Raw genomic sequence first — 24,500 nt, 5'->3', positions numbered from 1 at the left:
GTCTCAGGTGCTCGAACAGGCGTTCGAGAGGAGGCCTCCGCGGCGCGCCATGCGCGTTGCGCCGGCGTCTCCCCCTCGGCCGCGGACGACGGCCCGGAGGCGAGCGGCGCGCGCCACGCGTGGCAGACCGCGAGGGCGAGCGCATCGGCCGCGTCGGCCGGAGTCGGAGGCGCGTCCAGGCGGAGCACGCGCTGGATCATCGCGGTGACCTGCCGCTTGTCGGCGGCTCCGTAGCCCGTCACCGCGGCCTTCACCTCGCTCGGGGTGTGCATGCCGACCGGGAGGAGCGGCGTGCGGCGGCGACGAGCGCGACTCCACTGATCTGCGCGATGCCCATGACCGTGCGCACGTTGTTCTGGGCGAAGACGCGTTCGATGGCCACCGCGTCCGGCCGGTGCTCGTCCAGGAGGGCCTCGATGCCGTCGCCGAGGGCGAGGAGCCGCCGCTCGAGCGGGTCGTCGACGGGAGTCCGCAGGACGCTCACGTGCACCAGCGTCGCGCGCCGATCGCGAGCGACGTCGACGATGCCGACACCGCAGCGGGTGAGCCCCGGATCGATCCCGAGGACGCGCATCAGCGCGACCCGATCGGGCGATCCGGGGTCACCGGGTCACTCCTCGTTCTCGAGCTCGGCGCGGACCTCGGGAGTGATGTCGAGGTTCGTGTAGACGTTCTGCACGTCGTCGGAGTCCTCGAGCGCGTCGATGAGACGGAACACCTTGCGGGCGGTCTCGGCGTCGGCCTCGACCTGCAGCGAGGCCACGAACTCGATGTCGGCGGAGTCGTAGTCGATGCCCGCCTCCTGCAGCGCCGAGCGCGCCGGGACGAGCTCGCTCGGCTCGACGCGCACCTCGAAGCTCTCGCCGTGGTCGAGGACGTCGTCGACGCCGAAGTCGAGGACCGCGCCCAGGACGTCGTCCTCGGTGACGCTCTCGCCGTGCGGCACGCTGATGACGCCCTTGCGCGCGAAGTTGTACGCGACGCTGCCCGGGTCGGCCATGGTGCCGCCGTTGCGGGTCATGGCCGTGCGCACATCGGCGGCGGCGCGGTTCTTGTTGTCGGTGAGGCACTCGACGAGCAGGGCGATGCCGTTCGGGCCGTAGGCCTCGTACATGATCGTCGTGTAGTCGATGACCTCGCCGGTGAGGCCGGCGCCGCGCTTGATCGCGCGGTCGATGTTGTCGTTCGGGACCGACGTCTTCTTCGCCTTCTGCACGGCGTCGACGAGCGTCGGATTGCCCGAGAGGTCGGCTCCGCCGATCTTGGCGGCGACCTCGATGTTCTTGATCAGCTTGGCGAACGACTTCGCGCGACGCGAGTCCTTGATCGCCTTCTGGTGCTTGGTCGTGGCCCACTTGGAATGCCCGGACACGGTGCTCCCTCGGAAAATCGTCGTGTGCGACCCCCGCGGGCGCCGCTGATAGCTGAGCCAGTCTAATTGAGAGCCGGTCCCCGCCCGGCTCTCCGCAGTCGGCTCCCCGAAACGGTCGCGCAGGTGGAGCGTCGTGCGTCCGGCTACGCCGATCCGCTGACACGCGGAAAGACGATCCGGCTCGACCGAGACCGGCTTCTGGCTTTCTGGGCCGCCGTCCTGTCTGCAACCGAGGTCGGGAGGGCTCGCGGAGTCCGCTCGAGGCGTCCGGACGGTTCCCGACCTCGGTTGCGGACCACTCAGCAAGCGGAACGAAGGCTGAGCGCGCGGATCCGAGCGCGAATCGCCCGATCGCGTCACGGAGCCTCACTTCTGACGTGCACCCGGGGACCCCGACGCCGCCCGAGCCGGACGTTCTGTGGAGTGACGCACAACGGCAGTCAGGAACGGGCGCAGACGCCATCGTGGCCGACGAGCCGTCCTGGCCGAGGTTCTCACGAACGATCAGGCATCATCGCAGACCGCACCGCCGTCCTCGCGGAACCCGTGGTCGTCCAGACAGCTTCTCCCCGAGAAGTCGTCTCACGCGCTCGGTCAGCAGGCCGACGGCGACCAGCCGGAGCCCCCAACGCCCAGACGCGATGCGGCCCCGCCGCTCTGCACACGCGCACTCGACCAGCACGCGCGCGTTCTCGGATCCGCGGTAACCGGATCGCCGCCCACCTCCGAGCCGAACAGGTGATCCGCGTGCGAGCGGATCGCCGTAGGCGGACGCAGGACGCTCCACCTGCGCGTCCACGCCGAGAAGCCGACCGCGGCGGGCCGGGCGGGGACCGGCCCGCTATTTGATCAGTCGCGAGAGGACACGGTCCGCGAGGGGCTTCCCGCCCGTCTGGCAGGTGGGGCAGTACTGGAGGGTGGAGTCCGCGAAGATCACCTGGCGGACGGTGTCCCCGCAGACCGGGCAGGGCTCGCCGGTGCGGCCGTGCACGCGCATGCCGAGCTTCTTCTCCTTCTTGAGGTCGGCGGCGTGCAGTCCCTCGGCTCGGCCGAGCGCCTCATCGAGCGTGTACCGCAGCGCGGAGTAGAGGCGGTCGAGCTCCTCGGGCGAGAGGGTCGCCGGCTTGAACGGCGACATGCGCGCGACGTGCAGGATCTCGTCGGAGTAGGCGTTGCCGATGCCGGCGATGCGCGACTGATCGCGGAGGACGCCCTTGAGCTGCGCACGGCCGGCGGTCGCGAGGATCGCGCCGAGGATCTCGCGCGTGAAGGCGGGGTCGAGCGGATCGGGGCCCAGTCGCGCGACCCGGTCGACGTCGCGCGGATCGGCGACGATCGACAGGGCGAGGCTCTTCTTGGTGCCGGCCTCGGTCACGTCGATCCCGGAGCCGTCCTCGAGGATCAGGCGCGCGGCGAGCGGCCCGCGGCCCGGCTTCACCGGCGCCGTGGGGCGCTCGGGACGCCAGCGCACCCAGCCCGCCCGGGCGAGGTGGAGCAGCACGTGCACGTCGCCGATCGAGAGGTCGAGGAACTTGCCGTGCCGCTGGACGCCGTGGATCGGCTGCCCGGAGAGGGAGGACGGCGGGATCGCCACCGTCTTGAGCGCCGAGATCGCGAAGACGTCGAGCCGCTCGAGGACGTGTCCTCCGAGGCGCTCGTCGAGATCGCGGGCGAGGGCCTGCACTTCGGGGAGTTCGGGCATGCGTCCACTGTGCCGGTCACCACCGACAGGGGCCACCCCTGGCGGAGTCCCGGGTCAGGCTCCGTAGCGCGTGGCCGCGACCTTCCGCAGGAACAGCTCGTGGAAGCGGTAGTCGCCCGTGATCTCGGGGTGGAACGACGTGCCGAGCAGGTTCCCCTGCTCGACCGCGACGACCCGGCCGTCGGCGACCGCGGCGAGAGCGGTCGCCCCGCTCTCCCAGCTCCTCCACGATGGGCGCCCGGATGAACACCGCGTGCACCGGAGGGTCGCCGATCGCGGGCACGTCGAGGTCGGTCTCGAAGGAGTCGAGCTGGTTGCCGAACGCGTTGCGGCGCACGGTCACGTCGAGCCCGCCGAAGCTGTGCTGCCCGTCGATGCGGTCCAGCACCCGGTCGGCGAGCATGATCAGCCCGGCGCAGGTGCCGTAGACGGGCAGGCCCGCCTCGATCGCCTCGCCGATCGGCTCCGCGAGTCCGAAGAGGCGCGAGAGCTTGTCCATGACCGTCGACTCGCCGCCGGGGATGACGAGCCCGGCGACGGAGGCCAGCTCGGCGGGACGGCGCACGAGCACCACCTCCGCGCCGAGCTCGCGCAGCACGTTTCGCGTGCTCGCGGAAGTCGCCCTGGAGGGCGAGGACGCCGACCCGGAGCCCCTCGAGGGACTCGCGGGTCTCTCCTCCCCCGCGACGCGGGGCCCAGTGCTACCAGCCACGCTCGGAGAGGCGGTGCGGCGCGGGGACGTCGGACACGTTGATGCCGACCATCGCCTCGCCGAGTCCGCGGGACGCCTCCGCGATGACCTTCGCGTCGTCGTAGAAGGTGGTCGCCTTGACGATCGCCGCGGCGCGCTTGGCCGGGTCGCCCGACTTGAAGATGCCGGAGCCGACGAAGACGCCGTCGGCGCCGAGCTGCATCATGAGCGCCGCGTCGGCCGGAGTCGCCACGCCACCCGCCGTGAACAGCACGACCGGCAGCTTGCCGGTCTGCGCGATCTCGGCGACGAGGTCGTAGGGGGCCTGCAGCTCCTTGGCCGCGACGTACAGCTCGTCCTTGGTCATCGCCTTCAGGCGGTTCACCTCGGCCGAGATGGTGCGGATGTGCTTGGTGGCCTCGGAGACGTCGCCGGTGCCGGCCTCGCCCTTCGAGCGGATCATCGCGGCGCCCTCGGTGATGCGGCGCAGCGCCTCGCCCAGGTTCGTCGCTCCGCAGACGAAGGGGACGGTGAACTTCCACTTGTCGATGTGGTTCACGTAGTCGGCCGGCGAGAGGACCTCGGACTCGTCGATGTAGTCGACACCGAGCTCCGACAGCACCTGCGCCTCGACGAAGTGGCCGATGCGGGCCTTCGCCATGACGGGGATCGACACGGAGGAGACGATCGCGTCGATGAGGTCGGGGTCGCTCATCCGCGCGACGCCGCCCTGCGAGCGGATGTCGGCGGGGACGCGCTCGAGCGCCATGACGGCCACGGCGCCGGCGTCCTCGGCGATGCGGGCCTGCTCGGCGGTGACGACGTCCATGATCACGCCGCCCTTGAGCATCTCGGCGAGACCGCGCTTGACGCGGCTCGAGCCGAACTGCTCCGAGGCAGCGGAGGAGGAGGAGTGGGGGTGTCGGTCATGATCGCGGGTCCTGTTTCTCTGCTCTGTCTCCAGCCGACGGCTGGGCTCTGTCTCCAGCCGACAGCGCCGTCGAGTCTACCGAGGTCCGCCTGCGCGGACCCTGCTCACGCCGTCGGCCAGGCGGCGGCGATGCTGGCGCGGACGTCGCCGAGGAGCTGCGGCAGCGCCTTCGTGCGCGCGATGATCGGGAAGAAGTTCGCGTCCGTCGCCCAGCGCGGCACCACGTGCTGGTGCAGATGCGCGGCGATCCCGGCCTCGGCGACCGCGCCCTGGTTCATCCCGAGGTTGAAGCCGTCGTTGTTCGACACCTCGCGGATCACCCGCATCGCCGTCTGCGTGAGGGAGCCGATCTCGGCCACTTCTTCCGGGGTGGCCTCGTCGTACAGCGGGATGTGGCGGTACGGGCAGACGAGGAGGTGGCCGGAGTTGTACGGGAAGAGGTTGAGGAGGACGTAGGCGTGCTCGCCGCGGGCGACGATCAGCGCCTCCTCGTCGCTCAGAGTCGGGGCGACGCAGAACGGGCAGTCGTCGGGCCCGGGCTGCCCCTTCTGGATGTAGACCATGCGGTGCGGGGTCCACAGGCGCTGGAACTCGTCGGGGACGCCCGCGAGGTGCGCGGACCCCTCCGCTCCCTCGGGGACGAGGTCGTCCACGCTCACACCTGCGCCTTCGAGGCGATCGCCTCGCGGATGCGCGCCACGGCGTCGGCGACAGGGATCCCGTTCTCCTGCGTGCCGTCGCGGAAGCGGAAGCTGACCGCTCCGGCGTCGCGGTCCTTCTCGCCGACGATGATCTGGAACGGGACCTTCTGCAGGGTCGCGTTGCGGATCTTCTTCTGCATGCGGTCGCTGGAGTAGTCGATCTCGGCGCGGACGCCGGATCGCTTGAGCTCGCCGACGACCTCCTCGAGGTAGGGGAGGTACTCGTCGGCGATGGGGATGCCGACGACCTGCACGGGCGACAGCCAGACCGGGAACGCGCCGGCGTAGTGCTCGGTGAGGATCGCGAAGAAGCGCTCGATCGAGCCGAACAGCGCGCGGTGGATCATCACGGGCCGCTTCTTCGAGCCGTCGGACGCGGTGTACTCCAGCTCGAAGCGCTCGGGCTGGTTGAAGTCGAGCTGGATCGTCGACATCTGCCAGGTGCGGCCGATCGCGTCGCGCGCCTGCACCGAGATCTTCGGGCCGTAGAACGCCGCTCCGCCGGGATCGGGGACCAGCTCGAGGCCCGGCTCCACCGCGACAGCGCGGAGGGACTCGATGGCCGCCTCCCACTGCTCGGGGGCGCCGACGAACTTCGGGTTCCCCTCCTCGTTGGTGGAAAGCTCGAGGTAGAAGTCGTTCAGGCCGTAGTCGCGCAGCACCTGCAGGACGAACTCGAGGTTGCGGGTGAGCTCGGCCGCCACGTCCTCCTGCGTCACGTAGATGTGAGCGTCGTCCTGGGTGAGCCCGCGCACGCGGGTGAGGCCCTGCAGGGTCCCGCTCTTCTCGTAGCGGTAGACGGTGCCGAACTCGGCCAGGCGCAGCGGCAGCTCGCGGTAGCTGCGTCCGCGCGAGCGGAAGATGAGGTTGTGGAACGGGCAGTTCATGGGCTTGAGGTAGTAGTCCTGGCCCTGGCGGGTGACGTTCCCGTCCTCGTCCTGCAGCTCGTCGAGGTGCATCGGGGGGAACATGCCCTCGGAGTACCACCGCAGGTGCCCGCTGGTGGTGAAGAGGTCGCCCTTGGTGATGTGGGGCGTGTAGACGAGCTCGTAGTCGTGGGCGAGCAGCTGCTCGCGCATGTACTGCTCGATCTCGTAGCGGATGATGCCGCCCTTGGGGTGGAAGACGGCGAGCCCGGAGCCGATCTCGTCGGGGAACGAGAAGAGGTCGAGCTCGTGGCCGAGCTTGCGGTGGTCGCGGCGGGCGGCCTCCTCGAGGCGCGCCTGGTGCGCACGGAGCTCGTCCTTCGTCGGCCAGGGCCGTGCCGTAGACGCGCTGCAGCTGCGGGTTCTTCTCGGAGCCCCGCCAGTAGGCCGCGGCGTTGCGGGTGAGTGCGTAGCCGTTGCCGATCATGCGGGTGTTGGGCAGGTGGGGACCGCGGCAGAGGTCCTTCCACACCGTCTCGCCGGTGCGCGGGTCGACGTTGTCGTAGATGGTGAGCTCGGCGCCGCCGGCACCTCGACCGACTCCTCGTCCGCTCCCCGCCCTTGAGGCCGATGAGCTCGAGCTTGTAGGGCTCGGCGGACAGCTCGCTCCGGGCCTCCTCCTCGGTCACCACGCGCCGCACGAAGCGCTGGCCCTGGCGGATGATGCGGTCCATCGCCTTCTCGAGCGCCTTCATCGCCTCGGGGGTGAAGGGCTCCTCGACGTCGAAGTCGTAGTAGAAGCCGTCGGTGACGGGCAGGCCGATGCCCAGCTTCGCCTCCGGGTTGCTCTGCTGCACGGCCTGCGCGAGGACGTGCGCGGCGGAGTGGCGGAGGATGCTCAGCCCGTCGGGCGAGGAGATCAGCACCGGCTCGATGCGGTCTCCGGGGACGACGTCCGCCGCCAGGTCCTTCAACTCGCCGTTGACGCGGATCGCCACGACGGCCCGGTCGGAGAAGTGCGTGAAGCCCGTCCCGGCCTCGGTCACCACCGCGGGGGACTCGTTCTCGGACGGATTCGACGGTTCGTTCGACACGCGCGGACACTCCTCGGGGCTTCGCCAAGCCCCTCGACTTTAGCCGCCCGCCGGGCGGGGGTCGTCCGCGGGCGACGGCCCGCGGCCGAGCGTCCGGCGCCTAGCCGAGGACGGCGCGCACGCGCTCGTCGAGACCGCGCAAGGCGTCGAGCAGCTCGCCCCGGTCGGCACCGGGGAGCAGCAGGTCGTTCTGCACGAGGTGGCGGATGAGCACCGACTCCACGTCGGACGGCAGTCCGCCCGAGGCGAGCGCGCCCTCCAGCACGGCGAGGACCGAGACCAGTGCCAGTGCGTCGTCGACCGCCAGCGGGTGCTCGCTGCTGTCCGTGTCCATGCGTCCGATCCCGGGCGCCGGAGCACCGGCACCCGTCGAGGTTCCCGTCCAGCCTGGCGAAGACGACGGCCGGGAGTGGCGGCGCCGCGGCGGGACTTCGTTTCCCGTACACCGGTCCCGGAGGGCGCTCCTCCCCGGCGGACTCGTCCGATCCGTCGGAACAGCGCCTGGTACGCTGTGCCGTCTCCTCCTGGCACGCCGTGCCGGTACGGTGTGCCGGGTTGGTGCACGCCCGAGGAGGCGCTGACAAGAGGGCGAACCGGTGGACCGACGCGAGCAGATCCTGGAGGCGGCACGGTCGGTGATCGCCGAGTCCGGCGTCGCCGCCCTGAGCGTCCGGACGGTCGCCGCGAGAGACAGGGATCGGCGCCAGCACGCTGCGCCACCACTTCCCCACCCAGCGGGGTCTGCACGACGCGGTGGTCGCCGAGCTCTTCCACGCCGGCCTCGAGGACCACCGGATCGCCGATCGCCGCCTGGACCCGTTGGAGCGCCTCGTCGAGTGCGCCGGGCAGTTCCTGCCCGCGGCGGACGCTCCTCCGGCCCTGAGCGGCTGGTTCGCGCTCCACGCCGCCGGGCTGGGAGTGGGAGCGACCGATCAGGGCCGGGTGCTGCTCGAAGCCGTCGCCGCGAGCAGCCGCGAGAGCACCGCGCGATGGATCGCTGTGCTGTCTGAGGAGGGAGTGCTGCGGCGGGGGCCTCTCGAGCAGCACGTCGAGCTGATACTCGCTCTCGTCGACGGCCTGCGGATGCGGATGCTCACGCCGGGCAGCCGCGTCGGCCCCGGCGAGGCGCTCGGTCTCCTCGGGCCGCTCTCCGAGAGGGCCGTCATCCGGGACTGAGGTTCAGCGGAGGGCGGGATCAGCAGAGGGCGGGATCAGCAGAGGGCGGGATCAGCGGAGGGCGCTCACGCGCCGAGCCAGCCGGTCCAGCTCCTGTCCGAGCGACGCCGTCTCCTCGGCCGCCAGAGCGCGGGCGAGGAGACGCTAGCTCCTCCGCCTCGAGCGCTCCGTCCTCGACGAGCTCCGCCACCAGCCGGGTGAGGGCCGCGAGTGCGGACGCCTCGTGCCGGTCCAGTCCGTTCATCACGCCTCCTCGCGTCGGGGACGATCCTGCGCGACCGACGGAGCCCTGCGCAGCCCCGCTGCGCCTTCCGGACAGCCGAGCACGCAACCCCTTGTCGACCCTGCAGCGAGGGCGTGGGCTGAGAGCACCCGTCGCCCCGAGCGACTCCCCCGACGAAAGGTGCATCCGTGCTCTCCGACTCCCCGATCGGCCCCGTCCTGCTCTCGACCGACCTCGCCGCCTCGCGCGCCTTCTACGCCGATGCGCTCGGCCTCCAGGTGATCGAGGAGAGCGACTCCGCCGTCGCCTACCTCACCGGCGGGACCCGCCTGACCGTGACCGCCAGCACCACCGGCTCGAAGGACGAGCAGACCAAGGCGTCCTGGCGCGTCTCGGACCTGCGCGCCGAGCTCGACGCCCTCGCCGAGCGCGGCGTGACCCCCGAGGACTACGACACCGACGAGCTGCGCACCGAGAACGGCGTCGCCGATCGCGGCAGCGTCTGGTCGGCGTGGATCCTCGACCCGGACGGCAACGCCCTCGGCATCGAGCAGCCCAAGGACTGACCCGGCGGGCTCGGCCCCGGAGCCCGGGTGCCGAGCCCTAGAATTCCCCCATGTCCGACGAATCCCCTCGCACTCCCGCGCCCGGGTGGTACCCGCATCCCGCCGATCTCGGCTCCGGAGGCTCTACTGGGACGGATCCGCCTGGACCGACCGGTCCCGTCCGGCCGGCCCGCAGTCGCCCGCGGCTCCGATCTACGGCACGCCGGACGCGCCCGACGCCGCCTCCGGCCGCCCGGCGCCCTCGGCGGAACCCGGGTACGGGTCGGCCCCCTACGGCGCCGGCACGACCGACCCGTACTCGTCCGACTCGACGGCGGCGAACCCGGTACGCCTCGAGCACGTACTCGTCGAACCCGTACGCGACGAACCCGTACGCCTCTCCGGCAGCGTCCGGCCGGAACCCGATGGCGATCGCGAGCCTCGTGCTGGGGATCCTCAGCCTCCTCGTGAACCCGCTCTTCGTCCCCTCCATCCTCGCCATCGTGTTCTCGGTGCGCGGCCGCGCCGCCGCCGCCGTCACGGGCATCGGCCGCGGCATGGCGACCGCCGGCCTGGTGACGGGCATCGCCGGCATCGTCTTCGGCGGCATCGGCTTCCTCGTCAACCTCGGGGGCTTCCTCTCCCAGCTCGGATCCTGACCGCGGTGCGCGGCCGCCGCCCCGCACCCGCCCCGATGCGTCGATGACGCCGCGTCGGAGCGCCCCCTGGCTCTTCGTCGTCGCCGTCGCCCTCGTCGCACTGGTCCTGCGCGGGCCGATCGTCGCCGTCGCGCCCGTGATCGACGCGATCCGCGACGACCTCTCGCCTCCTCCGGTCAGGCGGGCGTCCTGACGAGCATCCCCGTGCTCTGCTTCGCCCTGGCGACGCCGCTCGCGCTGCTCGTCATCCGACGCGCCAGGCCCGATGCCGCGGTGACGGTCACCGTGCTCGGTGTCGCACTCGGCACGATCGTCCGCTCGTCGGGCGACACGGTCGCCGTCATGGCGGGCACCGTGCTCATCGGCGTCTTCATCACCATCGGCAACGTGGTCGTGCCCGTCGTGATCCGCCGGGACGTCTCCGCCGCGCGGGTCGATCTGACCACGGGCGTCTACACGGCCGCTCTCAACATCGGCTCGACGATCACGTCCCTGGGCACGGCACCCCTCGCCCTCCTCCTGGGCTGGCGCGGCGCCCTCCTGGTCTGGCTCGTCCTCACTCTGCTCGCGCTGCTCGGCTGGCTCGCCGCCGTCGGCCCGAGGCGCGCCGTCCGGCCGTGCCGCGCACCCCGGCGCCCGATCGGCGGACGGAGGCTCCTCCGCGCATCTGGCGGAGCGCCACGGTGCTCGCACTCGCGATCTGCTTCTCCAGCCAGGCGTTCTCCTACTACGGCGTGACCGCGTGGCTGCCGAGCCTCCTCGTCGACCGCAACGGCTTCTCGGTCGAGACCGCCGGAGCGAGCTCCTCCGTCTTCCAGCTCGCCGCGGTCGTCGGCGCGCTGGGCGTCCCGCTCATGGTGCGCCGGCTGCGGCCGCTGGGCAGCATCGCCCTCGTCGGCTCCCTCTGGTGCACCGTGCCGGCGGGACTCCTGCTGGCCCCCGATCTGTGGGCACTGTGGTGCGCTCTCGGCGGCGTCGCGCAGGGCGGCGGATTCCACGGTCGTCTTCGTCCTCGTGGTGCGGCTGTCGCAGTCGGACGCCCACGCCTCGCGGCTCTCGGCGACGGTCCAGGGGATCGGCTACCTCGTCGCCGCCACCGCCCCCACGGTCCTCGGTGTCGCGCACGACGCGAGCGGCGGCTGGGACGCCCCGCTGCTCCTCGTCCTCGCCGCGACCTGCTCCTTCCTCCTCTTCGGAGTGCTGGCAGCGGCGAGGGCAGGGACGCGCACCGCGTCGGCCGCCCGCCTGAGCGCTGCCTGACAGCGCAGGGCACCGGCGTCAAGGGCCACCGCGCACCCGCTGCGCGCCGTAGCGTGGCGGCATGGCCGAGAAGAGCACGACCCGAGAGAAGACCGCGCCCGAGCCCGACGACGCGCGCAAGCCGGACGAGCTGAGCGATCTGACGAAGCGCTCGTGGGGCTACGTGCTCAAGAAGACGATGCGCGAGTTCGGCGCCGACCAGTGCACCGATCTCGCCGCGGCGCTCACGTACTACGCGGTCCTGGCCCTGTTCCCTGCGCTGCTGGCGATCGTCTCGGTGCTGGGGCTCTTCGGCCAGGCCCAGGCGACCACCGACACCGTGCTCGAGCTGATCCGGAACCTCGCGTCCCCGCAGGTCGTGGACGTGCTGCGCGACCCGATCGAGTCGCTCACCGAGCTCCCCCGCCGCCGGTGTCGCCTTCGTCACCGGTATCCTCGGCGCCCTCTGGTCCGCCTCGGGCTACGTCGGGCGTTCGGCCGCGCGATGAACCGCGTCTACGAGATCGACGAGGGACGTCCCTTCTGGAAGCTCCGCCCGACCATGCTCGGCGTCACCGTGGCCACGGTCGTCCTGATCGTCGTCGCCGCCCTCATCCTGGTGCTCAGCGGACCGGTCGCCGAAGCCGTCGGGGACGTGGTCGGGCTCGGCGCCGCCCTCACGGTGTGGAACATCGCGAAGTGGCCCGTGCTCCTCGTCATCGCGATCGTGATCGTGGCGATCCTCTACTACTGGGCGCCGAACATCCGCCAGCCGAAGTTCCGCTGGATCGGCGCGGGCTCGATCATCGCCCTGCTGATCTGGCTCGTCGCCTCGGTCGGCTTCGGCTTCTACGTGGCGAACTTCTCGAACTACGACCGGACCTACGGCTCGCTCGGCGCGGTCATCGTGTTCCTCCTCTGGATCTGGATCACCAACATCGCTCTGCTCTTCGGCGCCGAGTTCGACGCCGAGCTCGAGCGAGGTCGCGAGCTTCAGGCCGGCATCGAGGCGGAGGAGACCATCCAGCTCCCGCCGCGCGACACCGCTGCGAGCGACAAGAAGGCCGCGGTGCACGAGCAGGACCTGCGCGACGGCCGCTGGCTGCGCCTGGCGTCCGAGAACAAGAAGGGCTCGGGCAGGAGAAGGCCGCCGAGGACGGCTCGACCCGGTGAGCCGCCCGGCTCAGGACTCGGCGCTCCAGAGCGCGCGGAAGCAGGCGCTCCGGGCCTCGTCCGGGGTGGCGCCGTACTCCTCGAGGAGCAGCTCCTCGAAGCCCTCGCCGTAGTTCCAGCCCAGGCTCATCGCGGCCACGGCGAGATCGGCCCAGCGGTCGCCGAGACCGAGATCGCCGACGTCGACCGTTCCGCACCACTCTCCGCGGTCGTCGAGGAGCGTGTTCGGAGCGCAGGCGTCGCCGTGCACCGGGACCGGATCCTCGAGGACCGGGACGGTCGCGCCGGGCAGCGAGCGGTGGAACCAGGAGTCGTGCCGCAGCTCGTCCGGCAGCTCGTGCACCGGGACGTCGTGCAGAGCTCGCAAGCCCCGTGCGATGGCTCTCACCGCGGTCTCCGGACGGGCGATCCACTGGGGATCGACGGCGCTGCGTCCGTCGATGGCCTCGGTCAGCAGCCACTGACCGCCGTCCTCCTCCCCCGCGTCGAGCACCTGGGGCACCGGATGCCGGCCCTGCAGCCAGCGCAACCGCACCGCCTCGCGCTCCAGGTCGATACCGCTGCCCGCCGGGTTCCACTTGAGGTAGCCCGATGCCACGCGGAACGTCAGACCGTCGGCCTGGTTCCGCCACGCGAGCTCCGGTGACGGACCGCCGAGACGGCGCACGACGGCCGGGAGGACGACCCCGTCGAGCGAGTACTGCCGCGAGAGGTCGGGTCCGGTCATCCGGCCAGCCTCAGGCACCGCCCCTCGCACATGTGGTCAGACCACATGCTACGGTGTGGTCTGACCACAGGAGGAGGCGACCATGAGCGAGGTCCGAGCGCGCTTGGGAGGCCGTCCTCGCCCACGTCGAGGGCCTCCTCCTCACCGGTGCTCTGGGTCCCGGCGACCGCCTTCCCGCGGAGCGCGCGCTGGCCCAGGAGCTGGGTGTCGGCCGCTCGTCCGTCCGCGAGGCCGTCCGCGTCCTCGAGGTGATGGGGCTCGTGCGCACCCGAGCCGGTTCCGGCCCTGCGGCCGGCGCCGTCATCGTCGCCCGGCCGACAGGAGGGATGAGCGCCCTCCTGCGACTCCAGGTCGCCGCGAGCGGATTCGCCGTCGAGGACGTCGTCCGCACGCGCCTGGTCCTGGAGACGGCCGTGGTCGACGACCTGGCGCGCACGGTGTCGATCCCACTGGGCGAGAGCCGCGAGCTCCTGGACGCCATGGACGCGGACGCGATCGATCACGACGCCTTCCTGGCGCTCGATCAGCAGTTCCACCTCTCCCTCGCCGAGGCGTCCGGGAACGCCGTCATCGCCGCGATGACGGCGGGGCTGCGCGACGCCGTCGAGAGCTACGTGCTCGCAGCCGCGCAGACCCTGCCCGACTGGCCGCGCACCCGCGACCGCCTGCGCAGCGAGCACCGAGCCCTGGTCGCCGCGATCGCGGCCGCCGACCCCGACCGCGCCCGCGCGCTCGTCGAGGCCCACATCTCCGGCTACTACGCCGAGACCCACCTGACACCCAGCGAAGCGGAGAAGGACTGACCATGGTCGACCGACGAATCCCGAAGGTGCGCGATCTCGCGCCCCTGATGCAGTTCAAGAAGCCCGAGCTCGACCTCAAGAAGGCCCGGCTCGACAAGGCGCTGACGATCCACGATCTGCAGCGCATCGCGAAGCGGCGCACGCCCAAGGCCGCGTTCGACTACACAGAGGGCGCCGCCGAAGCCGAGATCTCGCTCGGCCGCGCGCGCCAGGCGTTCGAGGACATCGAGTTCCACCCGGCGATCCTCCGCGACGTGTCGGAGGTCAGCACCGGCTGGGACGTCCTCGGCGCCCCGGTCTCGCTCCCCTTCGGCATCGCGCCGACCGGCTTCACCCGGATGATGCAGACCGAGGGCGAGATCGCCGGCGCGCGCAACGCGGCCAAGTGGGGCATCCCCTTCTCGCTCTCCACGATGGGGACCACCGCCATCGAGGACGTGAAGGCCGCCAACCCCGACGGGCGCAACTGGTTCCAGCTCTACATGTGGAAGGACCGCGACCGGTCGATGGCTCTGGTCGACCGGGCCGCCGCGTCCGGCTTCGACACCCTCCTCGTGACGGTCGACGTCCCGGTGGCCGGCGCCCGACTGCGCGACAAGCGCAACGGCTTCTCGATCCCGCCGCAGCTCACCCTGGGCACCGTCGTGAACGCGATGCCGCGCCCGTGGTGGTGGGTCGACTTCCTCACCACCGAGCCGCTGTCGTTCGCGTCACTGGACCGCTGGTCGGGCACCGTCGGCGAGCTGCTGGACACCATGTTCGACCCGACGGTCGGCTTCGAGGACCTGGCGTGGATCCGCGACCAGTGGCCCGGGAAGATCGTCGTCAAGGGCATCCAGACGGTCGACGACGCCCGCCGCGTCGCAGAACTGGGCGTGGACGGGATCGTGCTCTCGAACCACGGCGGCCGTCAGCTCGACCGCGCGCCGATCCCCTTCCACCTCCTCCCCGAGGTGGTGCGCGAGGTCGGGACCGGCAGCACCTCCGGCATGGAGATCCACCTCGACACCGGCATCATGTCCGGTGCGGACATCGTCGCGTCGGTGGCGCTCGGCGCCCGATTCACGCTCGTCGGCCGCGCGTACCTCTACGGCCTCATGGCCGGCGGAGAGGCGGGCGTGAACCGCATGATCGAGATCCTCTCCGAGCAGATCACCCGCACCATGCGGTTGCTGGGCGTCAACTCCCTCGAGGAGCTGAACCCGTCGCACGTCACGCAGCTCCAGCGCCTGGCGCCGCGCAGCGTGTCGCCGCAGTTCGTCCTGGCGGACTAGCGGCCTGCGCTACCTGCGCGCCCCGTCAGCGGGCGCGCAGGTAGCGCAGCAGGAGGGTGTCCCCGGAGGCGAGGACGTGCGCGAGGCGCTGCGTCCTCGCCTCCGGCGCGTCCGCGCGGGCGATGCGCCCGGCGCCGCCCGACTCCAGCGTCGGGCTGATCGTCAGGTCGAGCTCGTCGACCACGTCGTGGGCGAGGAGGGTCCGAGCAGTCCCGGCCCGCCCTCGCAGTGGATGCGGGCGAGGCCGCGGTCGGCGAGGGCGTCCCTCATCCGCACGGCGTCCAGCGCCTGCTCCCCGCAGACGAGCACATCGGCCACCTCGCCGAGCTCCGAGCGCCTGCGCGACAGGGACGCCGCGGTGGTGACGACGATCGGGCGCACGGGCGCCTCGGTGAAGATCCGCGACGCAGGATCGAGCTCGAGCGAGCCCGAGACGATCGCGAACACCGGATGCGGCTCCCGGCCCTGGGCGGATCGCGCGCGCGCCGACTCCTCCCCCAGCACCATCGGCCCGTAGCCCTCGGTGCGCACCGTGCCGGCCGCGACGAGCACCACGTCGGCGAGTCGGCGCAGCAGATCGAAGACCCGCTCGTCCGCCTCGCCGCCGAGCGCGCCGGACACCCCGTCGCGGGTGACTGCTCCGTCGATGCTCGAGACGAAGTTGACCCGCAGCCACTCGTCGGCCGAGTCCTCGGTGTAGAGCGCGAGGAGCGCGTCGTCGTCGAGCGCGCGCAGCGGCGAGGGGAGCAGTCGATCGATCGCCGCGCTCATGCGACGGGCTCGATGTTGTGACGGAGGAAGGCGGGCGCCCGCCAGCCGAGCACCGCTTCGGTGAGCCGCACGGCGTCCACCGCCTGCCGCACGTCGTGCATCCGCACGATCCTCGCTCCGTTCAGGATGCAGATCACGGCGGCGGCGAGAGAGCCCTCCAGCCGCTCCCCCTGCGGCCGGTCGAGCGTCTCGCCGATGAAGTCCTTGTTCGACACGGCCGCGAGCACGGGGAGGCCCAGAGCCGCCACCTCGCCGAGCCGACGCGTGAGCTCGAGCGTGTGCAGGGTGTTCTTGTTGAGGTCGTGGCCCGGGTCGACGATGATCCGCTCGCGCGGGATCCCGCCCGCGAGTGCCCGCTCCATCCGCTCGCGCAGGTGCTCGATCACCGAGGCGACGACGTCGTCGTACTCGGGTCGAACGGGCTCGCTCCGCGGCTCGCCCAGGCTGTGGGTGATGACGAGCTGGGCGCTCGAGGACGCCACGGTCCCGAGCATCGCCGGATCGTGCAGGCCGCTCGTGTCGTTGACGACGGAGGCGCCCTCGGCGATGCTCAGCCGTGCCACCTCGGCGCGGGTCGTGTCGACCGACACGACCACGTCGCTCCGCTCGTGGATCCCGGCCACGACCGGGACCACCCGGTCGATCTCCTCCTGCAGCGACACCGCGGGCCCGCGCCCGAAGGGCACCCCGCCGATGTCGACCCAGTCGGCGCCCTGCTCGGCCGCGCGCACCGATGCGGCGACCGCCCTGTCGAGCGCGAAGGTCGAGCCCTTGTCGTAGAAGGAATCGGGGGTGCGGTTCACGACCGCCATCACGGCGACCTGCCGCTCGAAGTCGAACTCGCGTCCGCCGATGGTGCGGGTCATGCTCCAGCCGTCCCTCTCGGTCCGTGCGCCGGTCGATCGCCCGCGCGGCCGCCGCCCACCCTAGACGTTGCGGCTCGGAGGGGCCTGCGGCCCGGGCGGCACCAGAGGCGCCTCGGCCGAGAGCTCGAGCAGGCGCTGGAAGAGGAGGTGGTCCTGCCACTCCCCCGCGATGCGCAGGTACCGCCGGGCGACACCGATGCGCTCGAAGCCGTTGCGCTCGAGCACGGTCTGCGAGGCGACGTTGTGAAGCAACGTCCCCGCCTGCACCCGGTGCAGATTCAACTCGTCGCGGGCGAGACGGACCGCCTCGCCGACGGCGCGGGTCATCAGCCCGCGTCCCTGCAGATCGGCGTCGAGCCAGTAGCCCATCTCGGCGCTCTCGAAGGCGCCCCGGAGGATGTTCGACAGCGTGATCCTGCCGACGATCGCGTCGCCCTGCGCGAGGACGAGAGGGAGCACGCTGCCGGAGCGGTGCGCGAAGAGGGAGTCGGCGATCGCGTCGGTCTGGCCACCCGACTCGAAGAACCGGGACGACCGCAGCGGCTCCCAGGGCGCGAGATGCCGGCGATTGCGGCGGTACGCGGCCGACAGCGCGGGGCCGTCCTCGCGGGCGACGAGACGGAGGATCGTGCTCTCGTCGAGACGGATCGCAGCAGGCACGTCCCCGAGGGTAGCCCGGGTGCCGGGTGCGCAGAACCTCGTCGAACGAGTCCCGCCGAGCAGTGGCGCTCCTCCGGTGTCGAGTACCGAGTAACGACGGAACCCCGGCCAAGGGCCGGGGTTCCAGGTGGTGGGCGATACTGGGATCGAACCAGTGACCTCTTCCGTGTCAGGGAAGCGCGCTACCGCTGCGCCAATCGCCCGTTGCTCCGCGAGGAGCGCCTCGTTCGTCGGAACGATCGAGGTGGATACGGGATTCGAACCCGTGTATACGGCTTTGCAGGCCGCTGCCTCGCCTCTCGGCCAATCCACCGTGTATTGGGTTCGGTGTCGGCGACCCGCGAGGCGAGCCGACCGGGGTGGGAGAGCCCGGAGGCCCTCTCAGAAACATCGGCCCGGAGGCCGATATTCGAGCGGATGACGAGATTCGAACTCGCGACCCTCACCTTGGCAAGGTGATGCGCTACCGCTGCGCCACATCCGCATGTAGGTCGTATTCAGTTGTTCTGCCGTGCTGTTCCTTGCTGCCTTGCCGGTCGCACACCTTGCCTGATGTGTCCCCGTCTTCGCCTCCCCGGCGCTTTCGCTGCCCGGCTCGACCTAGAAGACTTTATAGGACGGCTGCTCGAGAAACCAAATCGAGCGGACGCGAATCCGGAGCGGATCGGCCGCTCGCCCGTCTTTCCGCCGGAAACCGGCCCGTCACATCCCGTTCACCCGGGCGTGGCGCGACGTGCGCGTGCGTCGGACGCCCGAGGATCCGCTAACATCGTCTCTCGGGTCGTCCACGCGACGTCCCTCTGGGCGATTGGCGCAGTTGGTAGCGCGCTTCCTTCACACGGAAGAGGTCATCGGTTCGAGTCCGGTATCGCCCACCCTCACCCCCGGCCCGTGCAGCAGCGCGGCGCCGGGGGTTTTCTCGTGCACCGCCGTGCACCCGATCCGCTGACGAGGTGCCTCCCGCCGTGATGGGCCGTTCCCACGCCGTCTCCGGCGCACTCGCCTGGTCGGTCGCGACGAGCGTCCCGGCCCTCGCGGGGCCGCTCGGAGTCTCGGACCTGCCGCTCGACATCCGCCTCGTGGGTCTCGGCGTCACCGCGGGCTGGGCGCTCGCGCCCGACGCCGACCACGCTCGGGCGACCATCTCCCGCTCGGCTCCGGGCGCCTCCCTCCTCACCGCGACCGCCGGCCGCATCAGCGGCGGCCACCGCCACGGCATGCACTCCCTCCTGGCGATCGCGGTCGTCTGGTACCTCGTCCCGGTGCTCACCGCGATCCGCTTCCCGCTGCCGCCGCTGGGCACGGTCTCCCTCGCCGCGGTGCTGACGCTCCCCGCCCTCGCCTTCGCGGCGAAGGCGACCGCGACCGCCCGCTCCTGGCCGCTCGCGTGGGCGGTGGCCGCGGTGGTCACCGGGCTGCTCGTCGGTCTCGCCGACGGCAGCTGGGCGTGGCTGCGGGTCGCGGCGACCCTCGGCTACCTGGTGCACATCGCGGGCGACGCCCTCACCACCGGGGGCATCAACTGGCTCTGGCCGCTGCGGATCCGCGCGCCCCGCCTCGTCCGCCGCACCCCGGTGATCCGCCGGCTCTGGACCTCCGGCGGGTACGCGGCCCTGCCGGTCCTCGGCTCGGCCGGCTCGTGGCGCGAGACGATCCTCTACTGGCTGATGTCGACCGCGACCCTCGTCCTCACGGCCGCACTCCTGGTGGGCGGGCTGCTGCCCGCCTGACGTCTCAGAAGACCTTGCCGGGGTTCATGATCCCGAGCGGATCGAAGACCGCCTTGATGCCCCGCTGGAGGGCGGTGGAGTCCTCGCCCAGCTCCTCCTCGAGCCAGCGCCGCTTGAGCAGTCCGACGCCGTGCTCCCCCGTGAGGGTCCCGCCGAGCGCCACCGCCGTGCGGAAGAGCTCGGCGGCCGCCGCCCAGACCTCCTCGCCGACGACCTGGGACCCGCGCGGCAGGACGAAGTTCGGATGCAGGTTGCCGTCGCCCGCGTGCGCGACCGTCGGGATCCGCAGACCGGTCCGCTCCTCGATGCACCGGATCGCGGCGAACATCGCCGGCAGCGCCGAGCGCGGGACGCAGACGTCCTCGATCAGCACCTCCCCCTCGGCCTCGAGCGCCGGGTGGAAGGCGCGCCGCACCGCGAGCAGCGCCTCGCCCGCGACCGGGTCCTCGGTGGACTCGGCGTCTCCTCCGGCTCCCGCGATGATCGCGAGGACGCGCTCCGCCTCGTCCCGCGCTCCCCCGCCGTCGGTCTGCACGAGCAGGTACGCGGCGCCCCGGTCCATCGGCACGCCCGTGTACCGGCCGATGGCGGCGAGCGCCGCCTCGTCCATCAGCTCCATCACGGCCGGCCGGAGCCGCGCGGCGGTCACGGCGGCGGAGGCGGCGGCCGCGGCCACCACGCTGGGGAAGTAGGCGCCGACGGTGACGACCGGCCCCTGCGGGATCGGCCGCAGCCGCACGGTGGCCTCGACGATCACGCCGAGCGTGCCCTCCGACCCCGTGAGCAGCGCGGTCAGGGTCGTAGCCGGTGACGCCCTTGACGCTGCGCCGACCGGTCCGGACGAGGCGGCCGTCGGGGAGCACCACCGCGAGACCGAGCACGGCCTCCCGCGTCACCCCATACTTCGCGCAGAGCAGGCCGCCGGCGTTCGTGGCGATGTTGCCGCCGATGCTCGAGATCGCCTTGCTGGCCGGATCGGGCGAGAAGATCAGCCCGTCCGCAGCGACGGCGTCCGAGAGCGCCTGGTTGATCACGCCGGGCTCGACCACCGCGAGCTCGTCCTCGAGCGAGATCTCGAGGATCCGGTCCATCCGGGCGGTCGAGAGGACGATCGCTCCGGCACTCGCGACCGCTCCGGCGGCGAGACCCGTCCCCGCACCACGGGGGACGACCGGCACGCGGTGCTCGGTGGCGATCCGCAGCACGGCCTCGGACCTCGGCGATCGAGCGCGCCTGCACCAGGGCGAGCGCCCGCTCCCCCGTCACGAAGCCCGACTTGTCGGTGTGCACGGCCTCGAACTCCGGGCCGGAGACGACGAGCGCCTCGGGGACGGCCTCGCCCAGTGCCCGCAGGACGGCGGTGCTGCTCATGGTCCACTCCGTGCGCTCGTGGTCGGTCCCTCGATCCTTCCACGCGGGCACGGCAGGATGGAGGGATGGACCGGAGCCCGCGATGACCGCCCCGACGAGCGCGGGCCTCCTGCTGCACCGCGGCACTGCGGACGGCCTCGAGGTGTTCCTCGGGCGCATGGGCGGACCGTTCTGGAGGCGGCGGCCCCGCGCCTGGTCGATCCCCAAGGGGCAGCACACCGTCGAGGAGGCGCCGCTGGACGCCGCCAAGCGCGAGTTCGAGGAGGAGATCGGGGCGCTCCCGCCCGACGCCGAGTACCGGCTCCTCGGGTCGTACCGGCAGGGCTCCGGCAAGATCGTCACGGTCTTCGACGCTCCTGGCGACGACTCCGTGCGCTTCGTGGCGAGCAACACGTTCGCGCTCGAGTGGCCGCGAGGGTCCGGCCGGATGCGCGAGTACCCCGAGATCGAGACCGCGCGCTGGATGCCGATCCACCAGGCCCGCTCCGAGCTCGTCGCCGGGCAGGTGCCGGCGCTCGACGCGCTCGAGGGCGGCGATCGCCGGCGGATCGGCCTCCGGCTCCTAGAAGAGCTCGCCGTCGGCCGTCACGAGCGGCACCGAGACGTCGTCGTCGGAGTAGACCGGCGACGGCCTGGAGGTGCCCGGCCCGGCCGCGGAGGTCGGACACGAGAGCGTCGTCGACGATCTCGTCCGCCCGCGTGTCCTCCTCGGTCACGAGCATCTGGCTGGCCGGTCCGAGCAGCAGGCGCACGGGCCGCACGGAGTCGTGGTGCAGGGTCGGCAGTTCGACGGTGTCGGCGGTGGAGGTGACCGCGAGCATGCGCGCGTACTCGAGGACGGCGTCGGCGATCTCGTCCCCCGTGACGATGCTGTCCTCCGCGTAGTGGATGCGTCTCACGGGTGTCTCCCTCTGCGGCGGGGAACCGTGTCCCTGCCCGCTCTTCCAGGGTCGCACGCGCTCCGGCGGGCGCCGCTCGCACGGCGGATGTCCGGAGGGGCTTCCCACGGGGCGGTACGACGTGCAGGCGCGGGAGTCAGGTGTAGAGCGACAGGGGCTGCACCTCGCCCGTGAGGAACGCCGCTCCGACCTCGAGCTTCTTGTAGTCCACCGGATCGTGCAGCGAGTGGGTGCGGACGTTGCGCCAGTACAGGTCCAGGCCCACGGAGCTCTTGGCCGAGCTCGAGCCTGTCGCCTCGTAGACGCGGGAGGCGGCGTCCAGGGCGAGGTCGTTCGTCACGACCTTCACCTTGGCGATCTCGATCGCGAGGGCCGCGCGGGAGGCGGCGGTCACTCCGTCGCCCTTCGCGATCTCGGCGTCGTGCAGCACGGCGACCCGGTCGGCGAGCGCCTCGGCGGCCGCGGTGTGCGCGACCAGCTCGCCGTAGAGGCGTCGCACGAAGGGGTCCTCGGAGTAGCGGTCGACCCCGCTGAGGAACCAGGCGTTCGGTCGGGCGACCGTGATCTCGCGGGCGCGGGCGAGCACCCCCTCGGCGATGCCGAGGTAGAGGTTCCCGAAGCCGAGCTGGATGCTCGGGGTGATCAGCGTCGCGAAGGGCTCGTCCGTGAGCGGCCCGAGCAGGTCCTCCGGCTCGACCCGCACCGAGGTGAAGCCGGACGGACCCCGACGCGCTCTGCCGCTGACCGAGGTAGTCCCAGTCGCCGAGGGGCTCCACCCCGTCGCGGTCCCGCTCGATCACGAAGGCCACGGCGGTGCCCGCGTCGGGCCCCTCCGCGATCACCGCGTTCACGAGGGCGACGTCCCCCGCCGACACACCGGTCGAGAAGCGCTTCAGCCCGTCGAGCCGGTAGCCGTCGCCCTCCGGGGTCAGCCGCAGGTCGGGGTCGACGGGATTCACGGAGTCGCCCCACAGGTGCCGGCCCTCGATCGTCGCGCGGTAGAAGCGCTCGCGCTCCTCCGCCCGCGCGGTGAAGGCGATGTTCGCCGAGTTGACGAAGTGGTAGAGCAGCAGCTGCGCGAGTGACGCGTCGGCGCGGGCGAGGATCCGCACGACGCGGAACGCCGTGCTCCAGTGGGCACCGCCTCCCCGAGCTCCGAGGGGTCGAGCAGGTTCACGAGGCCCGAGTCCCGCAGCGGCGCGAGCTCGACGGTCGGGTCCTGCCCTGCGCGGTCGCGCTCGAGCACGTCGGCGGCGAGCACGCGCCCCACCTCCTCGGCGACCGCGGTCCAGTGCGCCGTCTCTCGGGCGGAGGCGGTGCCGACCCAGTGCGTGCAGCGGGCGGGCGAGGGTGCTGTCGAGCGTCATCGTGCGGACTCCTGATCGGGGATGGGGGTGGCGGCGGGCTCCGGCGGCAGGACCGCCAGGACCTCGGGAGGCAGGCCGTCGGCGGCGGACGGGCCCCCGAGCGTAGGCGCCGCGGTAGGCCGCGGCGGGGTGGCTGTCGGCGACGCGCGCGTTCCCGGATCCCTGGAGGTACTCGCGGAGGGTCGAGCCCTCGTACTCGTCCCAGACGCGGCCGCGGCGGCGCAGCTCGGGGACCGCCAGGTCGACGAAGTCCTCGAAGGTGCCGGGGGTGATGACGTAGGCGAGGTTGAAGCCGTCGATGCCGCCGACGTCGACCCAGCGCTCGAGCTCGTCCGCGACGGTGCTCGGACTGCCGACGATCACAGGGCCGATGCCTCCGATCTGCGAGGAAGTCCGCCACGTCGTCCGGTGTCCACTCGCGGGTGGGATCCGCCTTCGTGAAGATCGAGAGCGCGCTGCGGACCGCCTCGGTGTCGACGTAGCGCAGCGCCTCCTCCGGGTCGTAGAGCGAGAGGTCCAGGCCCGACCAGCCGCCGTAGAAGGTCAGCGCGCCCTCGCGGCTGGCGTAGCCGAGGTACTCCTGGTGCTTGGCGCGGGCGGCCTCGTCGGTCTCGGCCACGATGACGGTGGCGAGCACGAGGATCTTGATCGCGTCGCGGTCGCGGCCGGCCGCCTCGGTGCGGTCGCGGATGTCGTCCGTCGTCCGCCTCGTCAGCTCGGGGGTGACCCCGTTGATGAAGACGGCCTCGCCGTGGCGCGCGGCGAAGTCGCGGCCGCGGGGCGATGCTCCGGCCTGGAACACGACCGGGGTGCGCTGGGGCGAGGGCTCGGCCAGGTGGATGCCGGGGACGCGGTAGAAGCGGCCGTCGTGCGCCACCGGGTGCACCTTGCGCGGATCCGTGAAGACTCACGCGCTCGCGGTCGCGCAGCACCGCGCCCTCCTCCCACGAGCCCTCCCAGAGCTTGTACGAGACGTCGAGGAACTCCTCCGCCAGCTCGTAGCGGTCGTCGTGCGGCATCTGCGTCTCCGAGGCCGAGGTTCTTCGCGGCGCTCTCGAGGTAGGAGGTGACGACGTTCCAGCCGATCCGCCCCTTCGTCAGGTGGTCCAGGCTCGAGAGCTGGCGGGCGAGCGCGTAGGGCTGCTCGTAGGTGGGGGCGATGGTCACCCCGAAACCGAGGTGCTCGGTGACCGCCGCCATCGCCGGGATCTGCAGGATCGGGTCGCCGACGGGGATCTGCGCCGAGTCGATCAGCGCGGGTCCGGCGGAGTCGCGGTACACGTCGTAGACGCCCAGCACGTCGGCGAGGAACAGGGCGTCAAAGGTGCCGCGCTCGAGCGTCCGGGCGAGGGTCGTCCAGTACTCGAGGTCGGTGTACCGGTGGGCCTGGCTGTCGGGGTGGCGCCAGAGCCCCGGCGCCTGGTGCCCGACGCACGTCATGTCGAAGGCGTTGAGCACGATGCGACGCGGGCGTCCGCTCGACGGCTCCTGCTCGAGCGGTGCGTCGTCGCGCGGTGTGTCCTGGGGCAGCGGGACGTCCTGGGGCATGGGGGGATCCTCTTCGTCGCGGGCGGCGCGGCAGCGCCTCGGCGGGCTCGACGGTAGCCCCGACCGGCGACGCGTCTCCGCCGCGCGGCGCAGCCTTTCGTCACACGAGGCC

Annotated in this window: 23 protein-coding genes, 4 tRNA genes and 7 pseudogenes; 14 read left to right on the top strand and 20 right to left on the bottom strand. The window is 72.0% G+C overall.

The window, feature by feature from the left end:
* Positions 1-23 precede the first annotated feature (23 nt).
* From ruvC to AC0CII_RS04055, 8 genes and pseudogenes are all read right to left on the bottom strand, one after another.
* Positions 24-574: pseudogene (ruvC, locus tag AC0CII_RS04090) on the bottom strand (crossover junction endodeoxyribonuclease RuvC); the annotation flags it as partial.
* A 36-nt stretch (positions 575-610) separates the two neighbouring features.
* Positions 611-1,372 carry a YebC/PmpR family DNA-binding transcriptional regulator gene (locus tag AC0CII_RS04085; RefSeq protein ID WP_207404959.1) on the bottom strand — a complete coding sequence of 254 codons (762 nt, stop codon included), beginning with the start codon at positions 1,370-1,372 and terminating at the stop codon, positions 611-613.
* 841 nt (positions 1,373-2,213) lie between these two features.
* On the bottom strand, positions 2,214-3,074 hold the full coding sequence (locus AC0CII_RS04080) for an Fpg/Nei family DNA glycosylase (protein ID WP_465225929.1): 861 nt from the start codon (positions 3,072-3,074) through the stop codon (positions 2,214-2,216).
* Between the two features lie 54 nt (positions 3,075-3,128).
* Positions 3,129-3,727 (bottom strand): annotated as a pseudogene (pdxT, locus tag AC0CII_RS04075) (pyridoxal 5'-phosphate synthase glutaminase subunit PdxT); the annotation flags it as partial.
* A 48-nt stretch (positions 3,728-3,775) separates the two neighbouring features.
* On the bottom strand, positions 3,776-4,729 hold the full coding sequence (pdxS, locus tag AC0CII_RS04070) for a pyridoxal 5'-phosphate synthase lyase subunit PdxS (RefSeq protein WP_465229040.1): 954 nt from the start codon (positions 4,727-4,729) through the stop codon (positions 3,776-3,778).
* A gap of 71 nt (positions 4,730-4,800) precedes the next feature.
* The gene (locus AC0CII_RS04065) at positions 4,801-5,349 is read right to left on the bottom strand and encodes an HIT family protein (RefSeq protein ID WP_465229039.1); all 549 of its coding nucleotides are present in this window, start codon (positions 5,347-5,349) and stop codon (positions 4,801-4,803) included.
* A 2-nt stretch (positions 5,350-5,351) separates the two neighbouring features.
* Positions 5,352-7,309 (bottom strand): annotated as a pseudogene (thrS, locus tag AC0CII_RS04060) (threonine--tRNA ligase).
* Positions 7,310-7,457: 148 nt separating this feature from the next.
* The gene (locus AC0CII_RS04055) at positions 7,458-7,691 is read right to left on the bottom strand and encodes a hypothetical protein (protein WP_207404965.1); all 234 of its coding nucleotides are present in this window, start codon (positions 7,689-7,691) and stop codon (positions 7,458-7,460) included.
* Between the two features lie 419 nt (positions 7,692-8,110).
* On the opposite strand from AC0CII_RS04055, the gene AC0CII_RS04050 reads away from it, so the two are divergent.
* On the top strand, positions 8,111-8,533 hold the full coding sequence (locus AC0CII_RS04050; RefSeq protein ID WP_465228729.1) for a hypothetical protein: 423 nt from the start codon (positions 8,111-8,113) through the stop codon (positions 8,531-8,533).
* A gap of 19 nt (positions 8,534-8,552) precedes the next feature.
* Here AC0CII_RS04050 and AC0CII_RS04045 read toward each other — a convergent pair whose 3' ends face one another.
* Complete coding sequence (locus AC0CII_RS04045; protein WP_465228728.1) at positions 8,553-8,780, bottom strand: hypothetical protein; 228 nt, start codon at positions 8,778-8,780, stop codon at positions 8,553-8,555.
* Between the two features lie 164 nt (positions 8,781-8,944).
* Here AC0CII_RS04045 and AC0CII_RS04040 point away from each other — a divergent pair, with 164 nt between their 5' ends.
* The 6 genes and pseudogenes from AC0CII_RS04040 to AC0CII_RS04015 all read left to right on the top strand — a co-directional run.
* On the top strand, positions 8,945-9,322 hold the full coding sequence (locus AC0CII_RS04040) for a VOC family protein (protein WP_465225932.1): 378 nt from the start codon (positions 8,945-8,947) through the stop codon (positions 9,320-9,322).
* Positions 9,323-9,726: 404 nt separating this feature from the next.
* A complete protein-coding gene (locus tag AC0CII_RS04035) occupies positions 9,727-9,960 on the top strand; it encodes a DUF4190 domain-containing protein (protein ID WP_465228727.1) in 234 nt (77 codons plus the stop codon).
* 43 nt (positions 9,961-10,003) lie between these two features.
* A complete protein-coding gene (locus AC0CII_RS04030; protein WP_465228726.1) occupies positions 10,004-10,153 on the top strand; it encodes a hypothetical protein in 150 nt (49 codons plus the stop codon).
* Between the two features lie 11 nt (positions 10,154-10,164).
* A complete protein-coding gene (locus tag AC0CII_RS04025) occupies positions 10,165-10,698 on the top strand; it encodes a hypothetical protein (protein WP_465228725.1) in 534 nt (177 codons plus the stop codon).
* Complete coding sequence (locus AC0CII_RS04020; RefSeq protein ID WP_465229038.1) at positions 10,626-11,354, top strand: hypothetical protein; 729 nt, start codon at positions 10,626-10,628, stop codon at positions 11,352-11,354. The genes AC0CII_RS04025 and AC0CII_RS04020 overlap by 73 nt, the downstream gene beginning before the upstream one ends.
* A pseudogene (locus AC0CII_RS04015) lies at positions 11,282-12,121 on the top strand (YihY/virulence factor BrkB family protein); the annotation flags it as partial. The gene AC0CII_RS04020 and the pseudogene AC0CII_RS04015, both read left to right, overlap by 73 nt.
* Before the next feature lie 261 nt (positions 12,122-12,382).
* Here AC0CII_RS04015 and AC0CII_RS04010 read toward each other — a convergent pair.
* Positions 12,383-13,099: a phosphotransferase gene (locus AC0CII_RS04010; protein WP_465229037.1), complete on the bottom strand. Its 717-nt coding sequence runs from the start codon at positions 13,097-13,099 to the stop codon at positions 12,383-12,385.
* A gap of 122 nt (positions 13,100-13,221) precedes the next feature.
* On the opposite strand from AC0CII_RS04010, the pseudogene AC0CII_RS04005 reads away from it, so the two are divergent.
* The 3 genes and pseudogenes from AC0CII_RS04005 to AC0CII_RS03995 all read left to right on the top strand — a co-directional run.
* Positions 13,222-13,371: pseudogene (locus tag AC0CII_RS04005) on the top strand (FadR/GntR family transcriptional regulator); the annotation flags it as partial.
* A gap of 54 nt (positions 13,372-13,425) precedes the next feature.
* Complete coding sequence (locus AC0CII_RS04000) at positions 13,426-13,902, top strand: FadR/GntR family transcriptional regulator (protein WP_465228724.1); 477 nt, start codon at positions 13,426-13,428, stop codon at positions 13,900-13,902.
* 2 nt (positions 13,903-13,904) lie between these two features.
* Positions 13,905-15,176: an alpha-hydroxy acid oxidase gene (locus AC0CII_RS03995; protein WP_465225938.1), complete on the top strand. Its 1,272-nt coding sequence runs from the start codon at positions 13,905-13,907 to the stop codon at positions 15,174-15,176.
* Between the two features lie 25 nt (positions 15,177-15,201).
* On the opposite strand, the gene AC0CII_RS03990 is transcribed toward AC0CII_RS03995, so the two are convergent.
* From AC0CII_RS03990 to AC0CII_RS03960, 7 genes are all read right to left on the bottom strand, one after another.
* Entirely contained in the window at positions 15,202-15,360 is a 159-nt protein-coding gene (locus tag AC0CII_RS03990) for a hypothetical protein (RefSeq protein ID WP_465228723.1), read from the bottom strand.
* Positions 15,339-15,947: a dihydrofolate reductase family protein gene (locus AC0CII_RS03985; RefSeq protein ID WP_465228722.1), complete on the bottom strand. Its 609-nt coding sequence runs from the start codon at positions 15,945-15,947 to the stop codon at positions 15,339-15,341. Before AC0CII_RS03985 ends, AC0CII_RS03990 begins: the two co-directional genes overlap by 22 nt.
* A complete protein-coding gene (gene folP / locus AC0CII_RS03980) occupies positions 15,944-16,813 on the bottom strand; it encodes a dihydropteroate synthase (protein WP_465225940.1) in 870 nt (289 codons plus the stop codon). Before folP ends, AC0CII_RS03985 begins: the two co-directional genes overlap by 4 nt.
* 60 nt (positions 16,814-16,873) lie before the next feature.
* The gene (locus tag AC0CII_RS03975; RefSeq protein WP_207404989.1) at positions 16,874-17,473 is read right to left on the bottom strand and encodes a GNAT family N-acetyltransferase; all 600 of its coding nucleotides are present in this window, start codon (positions 17,471-17,473) and stop codon (positions 16,874-16,876) included.
* Positions 17,474-17,601: 128 nt separating this feature from the next.
* A tRNA-Val gene (locus AC0CII_RS03970) sits at positions 17,602-17,676 on the bottom strand.
* Positions 17,677-17,715: 39 nt separating this feature from the next.
* Positions 17,716-17,786: transfer RNA gene (locus AC0CII_RS03965), tRNA-Cys, on the bottom strand.
* A 99-nt stretch (positions 17,787-17,885) separates the two neighbouring features.
* Positions 17,886-17,957, bottom strand: a tRNA-Gly gene (locus AC0CII_RS03960).
* Between the two features lie 318 nt (positions 17,958-18,275).
* Here AC0CII_RS03960 and AC0CII_RS03955 point away from each other — a divergent pair.
* Positions 18,276-18,348, top strand: a tRNA-Val gene (locus AC0CII_RS03955).
* Between the two features lie 93 nt (positions 18,349-18,441).
* Positions 18,442-19,203 (top strand): metal-dependent hydrolase, encoded by a 762-nt coding sequence (locus AC0CII_RS03950; RefSeq protein ID WP_465229036.1) that lies wholly within the window; start codon positions 18,442-18,444, stop codon positions 19,201-19,203.
* Positions 19,204-19,207: 4 nt separating this feature from the next.
* Here AC0CII_RS03950 and AC0CII_RS03945 read toward each other — a convergent pair.
* A pseudogene (locus AC0CII_RS03945) lies at positions 19,208-20,574 on the bottom strand (FAD-binding oxidoreductase).
* An 82-nt stretch (positions 20,575-20,656) separates the two neighbouring features.
* On the opposite strand from AC0CII_RS03945, the gene AC0CII_RS03940 reads away from it, so the two are divergent.
* Entirely contained in the window at positions 20,657-21,385 is a 729-nt protein-coding gene (locus AC0CII_RS03940; RefSeq protein WP_465228721.1) for an NUDIX hydrolase, read from the top strand.
* 224 nt (positions 21,386-21,609) lie between these two features.
* On the opposite strand, the gene AC0CII_RS03935 is transcribed toward AC0CII_RS03940, so the two are convergent.
* Entirely contained in the window at positions 21,610-22,176 is a 567-nt protein-coding gene (locus AC0CII_RS03935; RefSeq protein WP_465229035.1) for an acyl-CoA dehydrogenase family protein, read from the bottom strand.
* 4 nt (positions 22,177-22,180) lie between these two features.
* On the opposite strand from AC0CII_RS03935, the gene AC0CII_RS03930 reads away from it, so the two are divergent.
* Positions 22,181-22,558, top strand: coding sequence for a hypothetical protein (locus tag AC0CII_RS03930; RefSeq protein ID WP_465229101.1), 378 nt, complete (start codon positions 22,181-22,183; stop codon positions 22,556-22,558).
* A gap of 351 nt (positions 22,559-22,909) precedes the next feature.
* On the opposite strand, the pseudogene AC0CII_RS03925 reads toward AC0CII_RS03930, so the two are convergent.
* A pseudogene (locus AC0CII_RS03925) lies at positions 22,910-24,280 on the bottom strand (LLM class flavin-dependent oxidoreductase); the annotation flags it as partial.
* Positions 24,281-24,500 lie beyond the last annotated feature (220 nt).

This window comes from Rathayibacter sp. AC182 (genome assembly GCF_979253875.1).
The sequence above is the reverse complement of the archived record's forward strand: the minus strand, read 5'-3'. Positions and strand labels throughout refer to the sequence as shown.

What these genes read in the sequence shown, in the direction of transcription:
- AC0CII_RS04080 (WP_465225929.1), bottom strand. Translation starts at nt 3,074, where the DNA reads ATGCCCGAACTCCCCGAAGTGCAGGCCCTCGCCCGCGATCTCGACGAG.
- AC0CII_RS04055 (WP_207404965.1), bottom strand. Translation starts at nt 7,691, where the DNA reads ATGGACACGGACAGCAGCGAGCACCCGCTGGCGGTCGACGACGCACTG.
- AC0CII_RS04035 (WP_465228727.1), top strand. Translation starts at nt 9,727, where the DNA reads ATGGCGATCGCGAGCCTCGTGCTGGGGATCCTCAGCCTCCTCGTGAAC.
- AC0CII_RS04030 (WP_465228726.1), top strand. Translation starts at nt 10,004, where the DNA reads ATGACGCCGCGTCGGAGCGCCCCCTGGCTCTTCGTCGTCGCCGTCGCC.
- AC0CII_RS04010 (WP_465229037.1), bottom strand. Translation starts at nt 13,099, where the DNA reads ATGACCGGACCCGACCTCTCGCGGCAGTACTCGCTCGACGGGGTCGTC.
- AC0CII_RS04000 (WP_465228724.1), top strand. Translation starts at nt 13,426, where the DNA reads ATGAGCGCCCTCCTGCGACTCCAGGTCGCCGCGAGCGGATTCGCCGTC.
- AC0CII_RS03995 (WP_465225938.1), top strand. Translation starts at nt 13,905, where the DNA reads ATGGTCGACCGACGAATCCCGAAGGTGCGCGATCTCGCGCCCCTGATG.
- AC0CII_RS03985 (WP_465228722.1), bottom strand. Translation starts at nt 15,947, where the DNA reads ATGAGCGCGGCGATCGATCGACTGCTCCCCTCGCCGCTGCGCGCGCTC.
- folP (WP_465225940.1), bottom strand. Translation starts at nt 16,813, where the DNA reads ATGACCCGCACCATCGGCGGACGCGAGTTCGACTTCGAGCGGCAGGTC.
- AC0CII_RS03950 (WP_465229036.1), top strand. Translation starts at nt 18,442, where the DNA reads ATGGGCCGTTCCCACGCCGTCTCCGGCGCACTCGCCTGGTCGGTCGCG.
- AC0CII_RS03940 (WP_465228721.1), top strand. Translation starts at nt 20,657, where the DNA reads ATGACCGCCCCGACGAGCGCGGGCCTCCTGCTGCACCGCGGCACTGCG.